The sequence below is a fragment of the Paraburkholderia sp. genome, assembly GCF_036488795.1.
Taxonomy (GTDB): domain Bacteria; phylum Pseudomonadota; class Gammaproteobacteria; order Burkholderiales; family Burkholderiaceae; genus Paraburkholderia.
The window spans coordinates 17,020-33,166 of the sequence record NZ_DASXHA010000150.1 but is presented as its reverse complement, the minus strand read 5'-3'; the positions used below and the strand labels follow the sequence as shown (position 1 = coordinate 33,166).

The following is a 16,147-nucleotide window of genomic DNA, read 5'->3' as shown; positions in this document are numbered from 1 at the left end:
GCGAGCGCGCCCATCAGCGCGCGCTGCTGGAACTTCGCCAGGACGCCCGGGAAGCGCCACCTTTCTTGAGACGGTGGCCCCATGGCGGCCGCCGAGTACGTCCGCGAAACGATCCCAGACTCAATTTGCCTTTGACTGCGGGTTAATCATCGGGTGTTCATGGCGCGGCGCCCGGGTATCTTGCATCACACCGCATGCCCTTGAGCAATGCGGCTCTCGCCCATCACACCTGCATTCGCATCCGCCAGGACGACGCGGCGTATGGCGTATGGAGACTAACCCGTGGCCGAGGCGCGGCGCAGAAAGCTGAAACAGTGCGGGTCAGAGGTAACCTCATTCCCATCGACGGCGAGATTGCCGTCCGTTGGGTGCTGAATGGCCGCGGCATGCCGATGCGCGCTGAATGGGGCTTACCCGACTATCTGCGTGAAGACCAATTGGTGCATGTTGTTCCCCGTACTGAACGCCGGCCGCGGATATCTATGCCGTTTGTTCGCCGCATCATCAACTTTCAGCGCGGATTCGCGCATTCGTCGATTTTCTGTCAGGATCATTGGCGACGCCCGAGCCCGTGAAAGGGAAATCACGTAGCGGGCGCGCTCACAGCAGGCGCTCCTTCGCGAACGCGTCACTACCACCGGTTCTGCTCATGCGTGTGAAATACCTTGCCGTTGCTGCTATTGCCGCCACTGCGGCGGTTGCCAGTATCGTAGCTGTCGTACCGTCGCCGGCCGCCGCCCAGGCGTTCGAGAGCGGCTCGCGCGCCGAACTGTATCGGCGCAACATTCTGGCCGGCAAGGATGTGCAGTGCAGAACCAACGCGTCGTGCGCGGCCCTGGGTGTGGCCGCGCTCGATGCCGGGCGCATCAACGACGCACAAACGCTGGTCGACATGGAAGCCATGCTCGCGGATGCCGCGACCCTGCAGGCCGAAGAAGAGAACTCGCCCAAGGCCCTGATTTCCGCCAACGCGCGTGTTGCGATGGCGTTGGTCCACGAAGGCGACGTGCAGGCCAAACTGGGCGTCTTTCAAGATGCGCGTGCCTATTACAAGACCGCGATCGGCCGCGCCAAAGATTCGCCCGACGACATGGTGCTGAGCCGCGTGATTGCGGTGGCGCAGCAACGTCTGACGAGCGTCGCGGATAAACAGGTCGTAGAGGGTCTGCCGACAACCGGTGTGCACTTTGCGCGCTATCAGAATCTGGGTGCCTGGAGCACGGTGACGCTGACACCGGTGAAAGGACGCCGCGGCGTGTACCGACTCCAGGCGGACCTCATCGATCCGAGCGTCAACCGCGATGGCCAGCCGGTGGCCAACACCGGCACTCTGACGGCGAATGTGCGTTTCTACGGCGCGATCGCGCGGATTGTCGTGTCGGAACCGCCCGGCGCGACGCTCGACGGCACTGCGCGAATCTCCAACGTAAGCGCGTACGATGGACGCCATGACAAATGCCTGCTCGAATTCAGGCTGACCGAACCCGAAACGCTGGATGTTGCAACGCATGGCGCCGCCGGCGCATGCGGCTTCGGCGCAAAGGTTACGGCGGACGGCCGCTACTATCTGAGGACGGGCTCCTAAGCCTCGCTTGTCGCACCTGGAGTCGAGATGGCCGTATCGAATGCAACACGCCGGAGGAACCCGACATGATCGACGTCGTCAAGGACATTGCGACCTTCAACGCAAAGCGCGACCCTGAGCGGCTCGCGATGAAATACAAGCTTATGCGCACCTCGCCGTTCGTGTTTCTGCGCGGCACCTGTCATCTGTTTTACGAACGTCTCGCGCAAGGAAGTGTGCTCGATGCGGCCCCGCCAGTCTGGATTTGCGGTGACATGCATCTGGAGAATTTCGGCAGCTACAAGGCTGATAACCGGCTTGTCTATTTCGACATCAACGACTTCGACGAAGCGTGCCTGGCACCAGGCCTCGTCGAGCTGATCCGTTTGCTGGCGAGCGTGATGGTCGGCGCGCAAGACTTGAAGGTGAGTCGGGCCGAAGCCCTCGCGTTGTGTCATACCGCGGTGGAAGCGTATGCCGCGACGCTGGGTTTCGGCAAGGCGCGCTGGATCGAGGAGGAAACTTCGGAAGGCATGGTGCGCGATCTGTTCGACGCATTGCGCAAGACCACGCGCGTTGATCTGTTGAGCAGGCGCACTGAACTGAGGGGCAAGAAGCGCGTGTTGCGCGTCGACGGAAAGAAGGCGTTGCCGGTCAGCGACAAGGCCCGTGCCGCAGTCACGGCTTTCATGAACGACTTCACGAGTCACGAGGCCAACCCGGATTTCTTTCGCATCATCGACGTTGCGCGGCGCATTGCGGGCACCGGCAGCCTGGGTGTGGACCGCTATGTGATTCTGGTCGAAGGCAAGGGCTCGCCGGATGGCAATTATCTGATCGACCTGAAAGAAGCGCTGCCTTCGTCAGTTGCGCCACGCGTCAAGACGAAGCAGCCCGCATGGGGCACGGAAGCGCAGCGTGTCGTGGAGATTCAACGGCGCTGCCAGGCGATGTCACAGGCCTTTCTGCATGCGGTCGAATTCAATCAGCGCCCGTATGTGTTGCGCGGCTTACAGCCGTCGGAGGATCGCGTTGCGTTGAGCGCGTGGAATGGCAAGCTGCCGCGGCTGGAGTCGGTCGTCAGGAATATGGGCGAACTCAGCGCGTGGGCCCAGTTGCGCAGCGGCGGCCGGCAAGGTTCTGCCATTGCCGACCAGCTCATAGAATTCGGCAACCGCAAGGACTGGCAGATGCCGCTCATCGAACTTGCGTTGCAATGCGAGACGCAAGTGGTGGAAGACTGGAAAACCTATTGCGAGGCATACGATCGCGGCGCCTTTGCTGCGTTTGGCGGCCCGGCGAAAACGTAGCCTCGCCCGAACGGACTCGGCTACGCTTTGCCTAGTTCGCTGCGTTGCCGGGGCCCGCCGAATAGGTTCGACGGCCCCGCAGACGCGCGGCGATGCGGCCGAACGCATAGACCTGCTGCGCAAGCAGCCCTTCACCGTAATCGCGCCCCGTGCCGTGCGGTACCGGCAATTGATCGCGGATGCCGGTCGGTTCCAGTTCGCGGTTCCACGAAGCGGTGCCCAGCATCATGTCCCACCACGGAAACAGCACGCCGAAGTTGCAGCCATAAGTTGTGCCTTCGTGGCCGTAACCAATTGCGTGATGGCGGCGATGAAAGATCGGGCTGACGATGATGCGCTCCAGCAACCAGCCATACGGCAGGCGCGCATTCACGTGCTGCACGCTTTGCATGAAGTTGCTGACGGCAACCAGCACCACGAATTGCCCAGGCTGCACACCGATGAACAGCGAAATCACCGCAAAAAACGCCGCCTGGATCATGTCGTCGAGCAGGTGGTTGCGGTCATCCGTCCATAGCGACATCTGCTGCTGGCTGTGATGCACCGCATGCAGTTCCCACCACACGCCGAAGCGGTGCTGCCAGCGGTGATACCAGTAGCCCGCGAAATCGAGCACGACCAGATAGATCAGGAACGACACCACCGGCTGATCCGTCACGCCGGGCCATAGACTGTCGACGTCGATGCTCGGAATGTTGTGGATCGCCATCAGACTCTGCCAGTGAAAAAACAATGGCTGAATCAGAAAGAAGAACGCCATATTGATGATGCCCAGCTTGGCGATCCACGTGTAGATCACGTCGGCGCGCAACGCCTTGCGATCCGACCAGGCTTCGATGGGACGCAACGCTTCGAGCGGCCGCAACGCCAGGTACATGACGACGACCTGGAGCGCGCCGATGATGACCCAGTACAGCGCGTCATACGTGTCTTCGTCGTAGCCCATCAGACCGAAGCGGTAGAAGAACGGTTGCACGACATCGACATACAGCAGTGTCTGCAGCGCGGACACCATGTTGTCGAGTTGCGCGACGATTTCGTGAAGCATCAGAACCCTCGTTGATTTTTGCTCATGCTAAAGCCAGCCATGACAGCTTGCCATGTGCGGAACTCAGTCCGGATTAGGCGACACGACCGGCGCGCGATTGTCGAAGAAGATACCGTGCGGCGAGCGGCCCACCGCAATGGTGTCGATCAGCTTGTGCGTGGTCATGTCGATGACGCCCACATGCCGCGCGAAACGGAATCCCACCCATAGATAGCGCTTGTCCGGAGTTAGTTCCATGTCGTCCGGTCCGGGCATCAAACCGGTGATGTCGCCGACGTTGGTGAGCGTCGTGTAATCGATGATGCTGATCGTGCTGTCGACGCGATTCGAGACGACCACATGCTTGCCGTCGTCGAGATTGCGGAAGTTGTGCGCACCACGTCCCGTATGAATCTTCTTGATGATCTGCTGCTTGTGCCAGTCCACCACGGTCACGTCGTCTTCGCCGGTCATGCCGACCAGCAGCTCGCGGTCTCCAGGCGTCATCCACAAGCCGGCGGGTTCGTTGCCCACGTGCATTTTCCAGAGCACGGTCTGGGTCGGCAGGTCGATCGCCGCCAGTTCGCCGGAATCCTGCAGCGTGACGAACACGGTGCGGTTGTCGGAGGCGAACGTCATGTGGCTAGGCGTCTTGGCAAGCGCAATGTGTTTGACCAGCGTGATATTCGTGCCGTCGTAACGGTAGATGTCGACCCGGTCCATCCGCAGCGCGGCGGTGACGAACCATTTATGATCGGGAGAGAAGCCGAGCTGATACGGGTCTTCGATCCCTTCGAGCGTGCGCTGGACCGCACCGCTATGCGGGTCGACGAACATCAGGTTGTTCGACACGGAATCGGCCACGATCAATGATTTGCCATCCGGCGTGATCATCAGGTGATGTGGTTCCTTGCCGGTCTGCTCAGTGCCGACCACCTTGTGGCTGGCTTCGTCGATCAGCGTGAGTTCGGCTTCGCCCGAATCGAGCACGATGACGCGATCAGCGGCGTAAGCGGTATTCAAGGGGCCGATCAGAGAGCAGACGACCGCGGCGGACAAGGTTGCCCTCGAAAGAAATGTAACCGGCAAGTAAGACATTCTGTAAAGTATCCGAAGGTGTAGTGCAACACCGAAAGCGAGGTGGTTCTGGAAGTGCAGCAAGGCTGCATTTCTCTAACGTTTCGCGCTCGGGTTTCGATGACGCGCACAGGCGTCAAATGTGAGAAATTAGCATGTATCAGCCGATCAAAACGCGCCGGGACGAATTCATGTGACGTCCAGTCGCATTCGCGTGAGGCATCAATGGACGAACGCGTTCGCAATGAAGCCGCCCGGGCGACGGTGACAGGGCGTACACGCCTCGCAATGCGTGAGGCGCTCGAAGGCCGCCGCCGCGGTGTGGCCATGGTGTTGCCTTTCGCCGGCCCTGCGGTGGTCGTCTCCGTGGCTTACATGGACCCCGGCAACTTCGCCACCAACATCCAGGCGGGTGCACGCTACGGCTATGCGTTGTTGTGGGTAGTGTTGCTGGCCAATCTCGTGGCAATGCTGTTTCAGGCGCTTTCCGCGCGGCTTGGCATCGTCACCGGGCGCAATCTCGCGGAACTGTGCCGCATGCATTTTCCGGCACCCGTCGTCTTCGCGATGTGGGGCGTGAGCGAAATCGCTGCAATGGCCACGGACCTGGCAGAATTTCTCGGCGGCGCGATCGGGCTCGCCTTGCTGTTTCATATGCCGCTCGTTGCCGGCATGCTCGTCACGGCAGCGGTGACTTACGGCTTGCTGCTGTTCGAGAAGGCCGGCTTCCGGCCCCTTGAACTGGCTATCGGCGCTCTGGTCGGAATCATCGGTCTTTCCTATCTGGCAGAACTCTTCATCGCTCCGGTCGCATGGGCTGGCGTCTTTCGGAACCTTGTCACGCCGCAATTGCCCGATGTGGACGCGGTGACGATTGCAGTGGGCATCATCGGCGCCACGGTGATGCCGCATGCGCTCTTCTTGCATTCCGGCCTCACGCAAAACCGCGCCACTGCCGAGAATGACGTCGAACGGCTCAAGCTGCTGCGGTTCTCGAATATCGAAGTGGTGATCGCGCTCAGCATTGCGGGTCTGATCAATATGGCGATGGTCATCATGGCGTCGGGCGCGTTTCACGCGGGGCATCCCGAAGTCGCGGAAATCGAAACGGCTTATCACACGCTCGGGCCGCTGCTTGGCATCGGTGCAGCGGGCATCTTTTTGTTGTCGCTGATTGCTTCGGGTATCTCCAGTTCAGTCGTCGGCACGATGGCGGGACAAATGATCATGCAGGGTTTCGTCGGCTTTCAGATTCCTTTGTGGCTGCGCAGGCTCATCACGATGGTCCCGTCGTTTGCCGTCGTGGCCATGGGGGTCAATGCGACGCAAGCGCTCGTCATGAGCCAGGTGGTGCTCAGTTTCGCACTGCCCGTGCCCATGGCCGCGCTCGTATGGTTCACGTGCCGCAACAGCGTGATGGGCAAGTATCGAAACGGCGCGCTGATGATCGTTACAGCGAGCGCGTCGGCATTGGCCATTGTTGCGCTCAACGTGTTGCTGGTGCTGCAAATGTCGGGAATCGACATGCCGCGGCCTGGCGGTTAGGCGATCCGGAGCCGCTCAAACGACGCTGCGCTTTGAGCCTGTTTTGTCATTCTGTCGACTTCTTTCTGTGCCTCCTCTTCGTCTCGTTGCGAAACAGATGACACGTTCACAAAGCGCGGTCAGAATCAGGTATTCGCCGTTTCCTGAAGACCGTCTGAACGGCTGTCCATCCCTGCAATACGACAACCATCTCTATGCTATCCAGAGGTCACAGCATTTCCTGCGTCATCTGCGCGTATAACGAAGCACCGCGAATCGGCAGCGTGCTGGCGGTTGCTTCGGTTCATCCATTGCTTGGCGAAGTGATCGTCGTGGACGACGGTTCAACTGACGGCACCGCGGAGATCGTCAGGTCGTTTCCGTCGGTGAGGTTGATTCGACGCGAGACGAACGGCGGCAAGAGTGCGGCTATGGCGCTTGGCATCGCAGCCGCGCAACACGAATGGCTCATGTTGCTGGACGCGGATCTCAAGGGACTCGCGCCGGATCACATCAGCGCGCTTGCGGCACCGGTTCTAAGCGGGCGTGCCGAGGTCAGCCTGAGCTTGCGGCAAAACAGTCTGCTGATTTTCCGCATCATCGGACTGGATTTTGTTTCTGGTGAGCGGGTCGTCAGAAAGCAGTTGCTCGACGCGGCGCTCAAGGAAATTCATGGACTGCCGCGTTTCGGCATTGAGGTGTTCATGAACCGGCGCATCATCGCGCGGCGGCTTTCGATTGCGGTCACGCATTGGCCGCACGTCACGCAAGCGCGCAAAACAGAGAAGCTGGGCTACTTGAAGGGCATGCGTGCAGAGTGGCGCATGATTGCAGATCTCCTGAAAGTGACCTATCCGCTTGCGCTGATTTCACAGACCTTGCAGTTGTTCGCATTGCGGGTCGACCATCCGGGTCGCGCGCGCCTTTCGGTGCGTATCAGGAAGCCGCGTGACAATGCGGTGTGATGCGCGTGTTCCCGGCGTCGTGTCTGCTGCGTTCATTGCGTCACAGGCACGCTTGCGCGACGCTTGCACGCAAGTGCGATGAAGCCTGCGGCACCCAGCAGCAACGGGCAATAAAGCGTCGCAAAGCGCCATAACACCAACGCGGTGGCCATTGCCGCGCGCGGCACCCAGGGTGCGAATGCGGCCGCCAGCGCCAGATCGCCGCCGCCTCCGCCGGCAGGCACACCGGTCCATAGCGCAGCGTGCAATACCACGGCTTGCACCGCGAGTACAAAGCCAAGCGGTAAGCGATAGCCCAGTTCGTGCAGGATGAACCATAGCGCGCTATAGCGAAGCAGCCATTGCAGCGTCGTCAAAAGCAGTAACGCCGCGAGCCGCCAGCGTGGCCCCGTCAGCAATAGAACCCATTGCTGGCGCACACTCTGGCGGAACCTGTTCCAGCGTGCCCGTCGTGCTCTCAGCCAGAGCACGCGACGCGCGGCGGCGTCTAACGCGGCGCCAGCCGGCCGGCGGCAAAGCCACAAAGCGCCGATCACAACCGCAATGCCCAGCAAGGAGCCGACCACGACGTGTGACGGGAAATGCGACGTCACCTGTGTCAGCGAACCGAGTGCAAGCAGAAGCGAGAGCGGCACCGCCACCGCAAAAAAAGTCAGATCGAGCGCCTGGTCCGCGCCTACTACGGTGGTGGCAAGCGCCCACGATGCGCCCGCGCGCTGCAATAAACCCATATTGACGCCATAACCCGCCGCACCCAACGGCGAAACCAGAAAGGCAAAGTCCGTGACGACGGTGATGATGAGTGTGCGGATATAGCGCAACCGCAAACCGAGTGCCGTTTGCATGAGATGCAGCTTGCCGGCTTTCGCTGCGGCGCTCAAGGCGGCGCTTGCCGCCAGCGCCGCGAACACGGGTAACGGGACGCTGCGCAGGCCGGCAAGCACGGCATGCGCACCCAGCACGAATGGTGCGCCCATTGCCAGACCCACACCGAGCAGCGCCAGCAACGTGGCCGCGTGACGGATAGGAAGCCGGGTCATGAGGGGAGCCCGCACCCTGTGCAGGGCATGGGCAAGTTTCGCGCGGCCGCTCGCGGGTGCGTTGCACGGCTCAGAGTTGGGGGTTGGCAAATACGTAGAATAAGCATGCAGAGAGCAGGATCGTGACAGGTAAGGTGACTATCCAGGTGAGGGCGATGCGCGTCAGCATGGAGCCTTGCACGCCCTGGCCGCCAGCTATCATTGTGCCCGCAATTCCCGATGTAATGATGTGCGTAGTACTGACCGGCAGTCCGGTGAAGCCCGCTGTGCCGATCAGCACCGAGCCGACCAGTTCGGCGCTCGCGCCCTGGCCTGGCGTCATGTGCTGTTTGCCCAGCCGCTCGCCCAGGGTCCGCACCACGCGCTTATAGCCGATCATCGTGCCCACGCCGAGACACAACGCGCTTAGCACACGCACCCACCACGGCGCATATTGCACCGGCGGGGCCATCTTCTTCAGCAGCTCGGAGGCCTTTGCCTTATCCGCGGCAGGGGCGCCGGGCAGTTCGCCGACGTGCTTGAGTTCGGAAAGGACGTCGTACACCGCACCGCGAAGCTGCGCGCGAATCGCGGTCTTGCCGGAATTCCCGGCGTGAGCATCTTTGAGTTCGACTGCCTCGCTGGCGAGTTGAGGCCCGGCATTTTGCAGCAGCGTCGCGGACTTCAATGCCTGACTTTTAACGTCGTCGCCATACTGCTGAATCAGCGGAATGGCGGCAGCGGCGTTCTGGCTTAGCTGCGTCATCTGGTTGGACGCTTGCGGATTGAGCGCGTATGCCGCGGGCAGCAAACCGATAATGGTCAGCATGATCAGGCCGATGCTTTTCTGGCCGTCATTGGTGCCGTGCGAAAAGCTGACTGACGTGCAGGTCAGGATCAGCAGACCACGCAACCACCAGACGGGCGGCTCGCCTTCTTTGGGCGCTTCGAACAGATGACCGCGCCGCACCACCAGCCGCAGAATGGCGTACAGGCCGCCGGCGAGCACGAGGCCAAGAATCGGCGAGATCGCGAGGCCTTTCAATACTGTCACGATCTGCTTCCAGTCGACGCCTTGCGTCATGCTGCGCGACTTCAACAGCGCGTCGGCAGCGGCGACGCCGATCAGCGCACCGATGATGCAATGCGAACTGCTGTTGGGAATCGCAAATGCCCAGGTCAGGATGTTCCAGAACAAGGCTGCCGCGAAGATCGAGACGAGCATGGGGACCGCAGGTGAGCCGTCGGGTGGCGTGAGCACATCCGGCGGCAGAATTTCGACCAGTGCATAAGCGACGGAAATGCCTCCCACCAGGACGCCTATGAAATTCATCAGGCCGGACCACACCACGGCTTGAACGGGCTTGAGCGATTGCGTGTAAATCACGGTCGCCACAGCGTTGGAAGAATCGTGGAAACCATTGGTCGCCTCGAATGCCAGGACCATCAGCAGACAGACGATCAACATGGCGACGACGATGCCCGACGAAGGCATGAAGTGAACGAGCATTCGCGCTCCCGGAACGGTTAGCGGAAACGTCACGGATTTCGGCACGCTACTGCGTGAATGCGAACGAGGGATCCTATGACGTTCCGATGAACTTTTTAAGTCAGCGATTGTGACGGTCCGGTTCGGCGCCGCCTGCATGCTGGTCAGCATGAACGATGCCTGCAGCAAGGCGCCTGGCAGAAAGGGCGAGTGTGCCTCGCCGCGTGTCGCGCCTAGTGGGAGATCAGGGAAGGCGGCGCATGATCGTCGATGGCGTTGACCACGCTGCGTTGCTCCGCTGCTTTCATCGAATGCAGCGGCAGTGCCACAAACACGCTGACACGCCGCAGAATCTGCCGGAACACCTGTTCAAAGATGCGCTTCTGTTCCGCGGGGCTTTCGCTGGCGGCGAGCGGGTCTGCGAAGTTCCATTCGCAGAAAATCGGATTGCCCGGAAAGCGGGGTGCGTGAGATTCGGACGCTTGTTCGCACATTGCAATGACGACATCCATCACGGGTGCTTGCGGATTCGTATAGATGTCCCAGCTCCTGGGCCGCATCTTGCCGAGCTCGCCCATGGTCGGACGCAATTGTGCGAGCGTTAGCGGGTGCACATCGTCAGCGGGTTCGACGCCGGCGCTAAAGGCTTCGAAGCGATCGGCTCCCAACTGACGAAGCAGCGCTTCCCCCATGATGCTGCGCGCAGAGTTTGCGCGACACAGGAACAACACGTTGCATTTCCGGCTCATCGAAGTACCCCCGTAATATTCTGGTGACAATCTTTGTTGAGAATTCTGTGGGTGGAGTTTGGCGCGCCGATGACAGCCGCCGCTGCCTGGCTGTTTTCGTGTAGGTATTTCTGTGTAGATGTTGAGGCTTGCATCGTGCCGACGCACGAGCGACCATTAGTAAAACAGAGCCGGCCGTGCGCGGACCACGCACAGGGTGGCACGTTCAGTTGTACGTCATTGCTTGAGGACCGCTTGAATCACTTTGCCAAATCGATCTCCATGCACACGCGGATGCATCGAAGCGTAGAAGAGCTGTCCTTTGCCTTTGTTGTTTTGCTGAACCAGCCACTCGCAAGGACGGAAGCGGCGAACCGTTTTGAGCGGCTATGGAACGAGACCAACGAAGCGGCAAGCGCCAGTCTCGGCACTGAGCGTGCGATCAGCTATATCGCGCTGCTGAAAGATATGGATGCCCGGTGGCGGCGTCTGAGAGTGTTGAACTAGGCAGCGCCGGCGCTGATCATGACGGGGAACGGTTAACGGCACCCAGCGCGAAAACTTGAGAACTCTTTTCCGGAAAGTGGCTGTTAGGCGCCCCATGCGGCTCGTCCGGCCAAAGTCATCGGGTGGTCACACACCATCCACGATAATCGTGGCGCTCGACAATCCGACTACTTCACAAGATCGAGCAGCTCTCACGAAAGAGCGCAAAAAGCCAGCCAGACCTCGGGGAATTTCAGAAATGACCATCCGTCATCGCATTACGCTATTGGTAGTATTGATGTTCGTCGCGCTGTCCGCCATTGGCGGCTACGCGGTCTACCAGACGCGGCACAGCGCAAGCGAGGTCAGGCAGGTGACGGAAGGCGTCGTGCCGAGCGCGCTCGCTTCGGCCGATCTGGTCTCGCAGGTCAAAGACGTTCAGCTCGCCATCATGACGCTGGTCTATGCCCCGGACGGCAACGTCGTTGCGCAGGTGCAGGACGAGCTCAAGACAAAGAAGGCGGCGCTTCAACAGGCGCTCGCGCTGCAGGGCCGGGACGCAGCCAGCCATGCGCAGCAAGGACTGGTTTCGCAAGCCTCAGACAGCCTCGAAAACTATTTCTCCGCGATCGACGACACGGCCAAAATGAAGGCCGCCGGCAAGAATGAACTCGCTCAGGCGTATCTGTTCGCCAACGTCGCCCAGTATCGTGACGAACTCGAAGGCATCGTGGGAACGCTGCGCATCGAGAAGAACCGCGAGAAAGATGATGCCATCACGAAGCTGAACGGCACGCTTGCCACGACGACCACCATGATTGCGCTGGTCACCGGCATTGCGATCATTCTGCTGACGTCGATCGGCGCACTGCTTTATCGCCAGATCACCCGTCCGCTGAGCCGCATGCAGGCCATGATGAGCGAGATCGCATCGAGCCAGGACTTCACGCGCAGAGTGCCGGTCGGCCGCATGGATGAAATCGGTCACTCCATCGTGGCGTTCAACGGCATGATCGAAAAGATTCAGGAAAGCTCGCTGCAACTCAAGCAGAAGACAGCCGACATCCAGGCGATGTTGCAGAACATGCAGCAGGGCATTCTGACGGTGGTTGAAGGCGCGGTGGTCCACTCGGAGTACTCGGCCTATCTCGAGGCGATCTTCGAAACGAAGGACATCGCCGGCCGCGGTCTGATGGAGCTGGTCTTTGCGGATACGGAGCTCGGTTCGGACGTGCTCTCGCAAGTCGATGCGGCGAGCTACGCATGTCTTGGCGAAGACGCCATCAACTTCGCCTTCAACGAGCACCTGCTGGTCACCGAAATCTCAAAGCGCATGCCCGACGGCCGCGTGAAGATTCTCGACCTGAACTGGTCGGCGATTACCGACGACAGCGACACGATCGTGCGCCTGATGCTGTGCGTGCGCGACGTCACAGAATTGCGCAAGCTGGCTGCCGAAGCGGGCGAGCAAAAGCGCAGACTGGAAATGATCGGCGAAATCCTTGCCGTGAGCGAAGAGAAGTTCCATCACTTCATCGAGAGCTCGGCGGGTTTCGTCAACGAGAACGAACGCATCATTCGCCAGCACTCGCAAGCGGACCGCGAAGCAATTGCGGAGCTGTTTCGCAATATGCACACCATCAAGGGCAATGCACGCACCTACAACCTGCAGTATCTGACCAACATCGTGCACGAAACTGAGCAGCGCTATCACGATCTGCACCACGCCGAGGCTGACGAGGCGTGGGATCAGGACAGCCTGATGCAGGAACTTGCCCGCGTGCGTGCCGCAATCGAAAGCTACGCGACGATCAACGAAGTGAGTCTTGGCCGCAAGGGCGCAGCACGGCGCGACAGCGCGGAACGTTATCTGATGGTCGACATCGCGCATATCCAGGAGAGCTTGCGCCTGATCGAAGCCGCGAAGTCCGACGACCTGCAGGCGCTTCAATCGATGCGCGATACGGTGCGCCAGAACTTGCGCGTGCTGGGCACGCAGAGCGTGGGCGAAGCGCTATCAGGTGTGCTCGACTCGCTGCCGTCGCTGGCGCAGGAACTCGGCAAGGAAGCGCCGCGCGTGCGGATCGCCGACAACGGTTACCGGCTTCGCAGCGAGGCGAGCGGCATGCTGAAGAACGTGTTCATGCATCTGCTGCGCAATTCGGTGGATCACGGCATTGAAGCGGCCGAAGCGCGTGCGGCACAGAACAAGCCGGCTGCCGGTGCGATCGGCATCGAGGTCGGCCTCGACAAGGGCGCAATGCAGATCACGCTCAGCGACGACGGACGCGGTCTGGCGCTCGGCCGCATTCGCGGCATGGCGGTCGAGAAGGGCTGGATTACAGCGGAGCAGCATCTGAGCGACGAGGAAATCGCCGAACTGATTTTCCGCCCGGGATTCTCCACAGCAGAAAAGATCACCGAGGTATCGGGCCGGGGCGTGGGTATGGACGCGGTACGCGATTTCCTGAAGCGCGAACACGGCAGCATTACGTTGCACTTCACGGACGACCATAAGGGCGCGGCGTTCCGCCAGTTCCAGACGGTCGTGAGCTTGCCGGAGCGCTTCGCTGTCGACACCGTCGGCCTGCCGGCGCGCGACGCAGCGAACGAGGTTCAACTCGATACGATGGCCGATTGAGCGGCTCACCTCCCTGTTCATCGCATTGATGGGCATTCCGAAGGATTGGTTGTGATGCAACAGTATTTCGTCGCCGCCTTGGTGGGCAGCGCGCTCACCGCTCTCGTAGCATGGGCCGCGCACCGGTTCGTCCACGCACGGACGATGCGCCGGCTGCGCGCCGAAGCGGATCGTGAGGCTCAGGCGCTCTCCACGGAACAGGCGGCTCAAAGCGAGCAGACGCTTGCGCATGCCCTGGAAAAGCAGGCGCTGGAGTCATTGCTTGAACAGTTGCGTGAGGATTTGACGGCGCAAACAGCGCAGGCTGAGGCCGCACGCGCGGAACTGAAGGCAGCGCTCGAGGGCAAGGAACAGTGGGCCGGCAAGGCTGCTCAGCTGGCAGGCGAAGCGGTGCGGCTAAAGGGCCTCGCCGCCACCTTCGAGCGTTGGCATGAGCAGATGATCTCGCTGATGACGCAGAACCAGGACATGCACGCGAAGAACCACGAGTTGTCGTCGATCGTGCGGCATGTGGTGATCGTTTCGCTGAATGCGTCGATCGAAGCGGCGCGGGCCGGTCCTGCCGGCCGCGGCTTTGCGGTCGTCGCAAGCGAGGTTCGAGCGCTTGCCGCGCGCTCGGAAGAGCTGTCGAAGAGTTACCGCGAGAGCCTGCACAGAAACGATCTGACGACGACGGCCACCTTCCAGGATATCCAGGCGGGCGGCAAGATGATCACCGCATCGCTGAGCAGCGTCGAGTCGCTCGCGAACCAGTTTCAATCAACGCTTCATCAGGCATCAACGTGATTAGTGGGCACGCGAAGGAAAGTATCGAACGCATCTTCTTCAAGGCGGCCAAGTCGCGCCTGACGATGAGCGCGAGCGATGTCTGCGAGATCGTGCCGGGCGCGCAGGCCGTGCCTGCTGCGAACGTCGTGGTGCTGACCATCTCCGGCATGGTGTTCCGGCTGCTGCTGATTTTGCAGTTCGACGAAAACGACAGCACGCGCGATTACTTCATCAAGGACGCGGTAGAGCGTGAGTTCAGGGAAGTGTTTCTGGAGACCTGCAACCTGTGCTGCGGCGCCGTGAATCAGGAGCTGATCGAATACTTTCCGGATCTGGGCATGTCGACGCCCTATGTGCTGGACGCACGCTGCATGTCGTACGTGACAGCGCTCAAGCCGGACCTGCTTGCGTCGTATGCAGTGACTATCAACGGGACGGTCGCGCTGGGCGCGACGATTTGCGTATGCGCTCACGCACCGCTCGACTTTGACGCCGAAGTCAGCGAGGCTGAAGATAGCGGCGGTGAACTCGAGCTGTTTTGAAATCTGCAGGAAGCAGGGAAGCAACATGAATGAGAACAAGCCGGTCAGCAAGGTACTGGTTCTTGAGGACAGTCCGGCGCATGGTGACGCAATCAGGCAGTTCTGCGACGCGAACAACCTGATTGGCGTGAAGGTGCCGAGGAGCCGTCTGTCGTCGGCGTTGCGCGCGAATATCGATCTGGGCGGCATTCTGGTGTCCGAGCGCTATGGCGGCTCGCTGGAGCACAGCGCCGGAATCGCGCTCAGGATCAACGCGGCGCGCCCCGAATTACCCATCATCATGCGGCGCGAGTCGACTCCGACGCTCGACAATTTGCCCACCGGTCTGGACGCCGTCGTGCGAGGTGCCTACGTGGCAAGCGATATGGCGTCGCTGCGCAAAGTGATCGACGAGACCATCTTCAGTCTCGATTACCCGAGCACGTTGATGCACGGCATCCCGGCGATGACATGCACGGTGCTGGAAAATCTCTTCAGCGAAATGAGCGTGACGGCGAGTGCGCCATGCATCGTGCGCGACCGCATCATCTTTGGCGAGGTGTTCAGCCTGATTCCGCTGGAGAGTTCATGGTGCCGCGGCTACATGATGATGCAGGCCGAAGAGGAGCCGATTCTCGATCTGCTCAACCGTGGCCAGATGTCTGGCGGCGCAGCCGGTTTTCGTGAGTTGAACAGTTTGCTGGGCGAGCTGACCAACATGGTGTGGGGCGCCTTCAGGAATCGCTATGTGGGCGACCTGGAAGCGCTCTCGCGCAGCCAGATCCAGGTGCCGCTGCTGATCAACCATAAGCAGAAGTACATTTCATTCGGCTCGGAGAATCCGCAATTGTGCTTCACCTATCAGTTGACGGATCCGGAGTCGAACCACGCGGTGAAGCTGCATCAGCGCTTTGCATTTAGCCTGAACTGGTCGCCGGAGGACTTCAGGGAATTTTCTCAAGAGGCAGAAGTTGCGGTTGAGGCAGGCGAGCTGGACTTATTTTGATTGATGCTTGATTGATGCAAAG

General features: G+C 60.6%; 15 protein-coding genes. 10 read left to right on the top strand and 5 right to left on the bottom strand.

The genetic code is table 11. From position 1 onward, the window contains the following. Positions 1 to 194 precede the first annotated feature (194 nt). The 3 genes from VGH41_RS22065 (at position 195) to VGH41_RS22055 (ending at position 2,874) form a co-directional block, all read left to right on the top strand. Positions 195 to 575, top strand: coding sequence for a hypothetical protein (locus VGH41_RS22065; RefSeq protein WP_414696698.1), 381 nt, complete (start codon positions 195 to 197; stop codon positions 573 to 575). Between the two features lie 74 nt (positions 576 to 649). Continuing rightward, positions 650 to 1,585, top strand: a complete 936-nt coding sequence (locus VGH41_RS22060) for a hypothetical protein (RefSeq protein ID WP_331599715.1) — start codon at positions 650 to 652, stop codon at positions 1,583 to 1,585. Positions 1,586 to 1,650: 65 nt separating this feature from the next. After that, positions 1,651 to 2,874 carry a DUF2252 domain-containing protein gene (locus VGH41_RS22055; RefSeq protein WP_331599714.1) on the top strand — a complete coding sequence of 408 codons (1,224 nt, stop codon included), beginning with the start codon at positions 1,651 to 1,653 and terminating at the stop codon, positions 2,872 to 2,874. A 31-nt stretch (positions 2,875 to 2,905) separates the two neighbouring features. On the opposite strand, the gene VGH41_RS22050 is transcribed toward VGH41_RS22055, so the two are convergent. Both VGH41_RS22050 and VGH41_RS22045 read right to left on the bottom strand, forming a co-directional pair. After that, positions 2,906 to 3,922 (bottom strand): sterol desaturase family protein, encoded by a 1,017-nt coding sequence (locus VGH41_RS22050; protein WP_331599713.1) that lies wholly within the window; start codon positions 3,920 to 3,922, stop codon positions 2,906 to 2,908. A gap of 63 nt (positions 3,923 to 3,985) precedes the next feature. Continuing rightward, entirely contained in the window at positions 3,986 to 4,999 is a 1,014-nt protein-coding gene (locus tag VGH41_RS22045; RefSeq protein WP_331599712.1) for a beta-propeller fold lactonase family protein, read from the bottom strand. A gap of 204 nt (positions 5,000 to 5,203) precedes the next feature. Here VGH41_RS22045 and VGH41_RS22040 point away from each other — a divergent pair, with 204 nt between their 5' ends. Together VGH41_RS22040 and VGH41_RS22035 are read left to right on the top strand one after the other, a co-directional pair. Next, on the top strand, positions 5,204 to 6,523 hold the full coding sequence (locus VGH41_RS22040) for an Nramp family divalent metal transporter (protein ID WP_331599711.1): 1,320 nt from the start codon (positions 5,204 to 5,206) through the stop codon (positions 6,521 to 6,523). Between the two features lie 194 nt (positions 6,524 to 6,717). Beyond that, the gene (locus tag VGH41_RS22035) at positions 6,718 to 7,467 is read left to right on the top strand and encodes a glycosyltransferase family 2 protein (RefSeq protein ID WP_331599710.1); all 750 of its coding nucleotides are present in this window, start codon (positions 6,718 to 6,720) and stop codon (positions 7,465 to 7,467) included. A gap of 32 nt (positions 7,468 to 7,499) precedes the next feature. Here VGH41_RS22035 and VGH41_RS22030 read toward each other — a convergent pair whose 3' ends face one another. From VGH41_RS22030 to VGH41_RS22020, 3 genes are all read right to left on the bottom strand, one after another. Continuing rightward, positions 7,500 to 8,507, bottom strand: coding sequence for a flippase-like domain-containing protein (locus VGH41_RS22030; protein ID WP_331599708.1), 1,008 nt, complete (start codon positions 8,505 to 8,507; stop codon positions 7,500 to 7,502). 70 nt (positions 8,508 to 8,577) lie between these two features. Then, complete coding sequence (locus tag VGH41_RS22025; RefSeq protein WP_331599707.1) at positions 8,578 to 9,996, bottom strand: inorganic phosphate transporter; 1,419 nt, start codon at positions 9,994 to 9,996, stop codon at positions 8,578 to 8,580. A 212-nt stretch (positions 9,997 to 10,208) separates the two neighbouring features. Next, positions 10,209 to 10,667, bottom strand: coding sequence for a hypothetical protein (locus VGH41_RS22020; protein WP_331599706.1), 459 nt, complete (start codon positions 10,665 to 10,667; stop codon positions 10,209 to 10,211). A 291-nt stretch (positions 10,668 to 10,958) separates the two neighbouring features. Between VGH41_RS22020 and VGH41_RS22015 the strand changes: the two genes are divergently transcribed. The 5 genes from VGH41_RS22015 to VGH41_RS21995 all read left to right on the top strand — a co-directional run bounded on the left by VGH41_RS22015 (position 10,959) and on the right by VGH41_RS21995 (position 16,125). After that, positions 10,959 to 11,210, top strand: coding sequence for a hypothetical protein (locus VGH41_RS22015; protein WP_331599705.1), 252 nt, complete (start codon positions 10,959 to 10,961; stop codon positions 11,208 to 11,210). A 238-nt stretch (positions 11,211 to 11,448) separates the two neighbouring features. Further along, positions 11,449 to 13,830 carry an MCP four helix bundle domain-containing protein gene (locus VGH41_RS22010; protein ID WP_331599704.1) on the top strand — a complete coding sequence of 794 codons (2,382 nt, stop codon included), beginning with the start codon at positions 11,449 to 11,451 and terminating at the stop codon, positions 13,828 to 13,830. Positions 13,831 to 13,881: 51 nt separating this feature from the next. Continuing rightward, positions 13,882 to 14,616: a methyl-accepting chemotaxis protein gene (locus tag VGH41_RS22005; RefSeq protein ID WP_331599703.1), complete on the top strand. Its 735-nt coding sequence runs from the start codon at positions 13,882 to 13,884 to the stop codon at positions 14,614 to 14,616. Continuing rightward, a complete protein-coding gene (locus VGH41_RS22000; protein ID WP_331599702.1) occupies positions 14,613 to 15,140 on the top strand; it encodes a hypothetical protein in 528 nt (175 codons plus the stop codon). The genes VGH41_RS22005 and VGH41_RS22000 overlap by 4 nt, the downstream gene beginning before the upstream one ends. A gap of 25 nt (positions 15,141 to 15,165) precedes the next feature. Beyond that, a complete protein-coding gene (locus VGH41_RS21995; protein ID WP_331599701.1) occupies positions 15,166 to 16,125 on the top strand; it encodes a chemotaxis protein CheX in 960 nt (319 codons plus the stop codon). The last annotated feature ends 22 nt before the right edge of the window (positions 16,126 to 16,147 follow it).

Excerpts from the sequence above, each read along its gene's own strand:
- VGH41_RS22040 (WP_331599711.1), top strand. The coding sequence starts at position 5,204 with ATGGACGAACGCGTTCGCAATGAAGCCGCCCGGGCGACGGTGACAGGG.
- VGH41_RS21995 (WP_331599701.1), top strand. The coding sequence starts at position 15,166 with ATGAATGAGAACAAGCCGGTCAGCAAGGTACTGGTTCTTGAGGACAGT.
- VGH41_RS22055 (WP_331599714.1), top strand. The coding sequence starts at position 1,651 with ATGATCGACGTCGTCAAGGACATTGCGACCTTCAACGCAAAGCGCGAC.
- VGH41_RS22030 (WP_331599708.1), bottom strand. The coding sequence starts at position 8,507 with ATGACCCGGCTTCCTATCCGTCACGCGGCCACGTTGCTGGCGCTGCTC.
- VGH41_RS22065 (WP_414696698.1), top strand. The coding sequence starts at position 195 with ATGCCCTTGAGCAATGCGGCTCTCGCCCATCACACCTGCATTCGCATC.
- VGH41_RS22060 (WP_331599715.1), top strand. The coding sequence starts at position 650 with ATGCGTGTGAAATACCTTGCCGTTGCTGCTATTGCCGCCACTGCGGCG.
- VGH41_RS22025 (WP_331599707.1), bottom strand. The coding sequence starts at position 9,996 with ATGCTCGTTCACTTCATGCCTTCGTCGGGCATCGTCGTCGCCATGTTG.
- VGH41_RS22045 (WP_331599712.1), bottom strand. The coding sequence starts at position 4,999 with ATGTCTTACTTGCCGGTTACATTTCTTTCGAGGGCAACCTTGTCCGCC.
- VGH41_RS22020 (WP_331599706.1), bottom strand. The coding sequence starts at position 10,667 with ATGGGGGAAGCGCTGCTTCGTCAGTTGGGAGCCGATCGCTTCGAAGCC.
- VGH41_RS22010 (WP_331599704.1), top strand. The coding sequence starts at position 11,449 with ATGACCATCCGTCATCGCATTACGCTATTGGTAGTATTGATGTTCGTC.
- VGH41_RS22035 (WP_331599710.1), top strand. The coding sequence starts at position 6,718 with ATGCTATCCAGAGGTCACAGCATTTCCTGCGTCATCTGCGCGTATAAC.
- VGH41_RS22050 (WP_331599713.1), bottom strand. The coding sequence starts at position 3,922 with ATGCTTCACGAAATCGTCGCGCAACTCGACAACATGGTGTCCGCGCTG.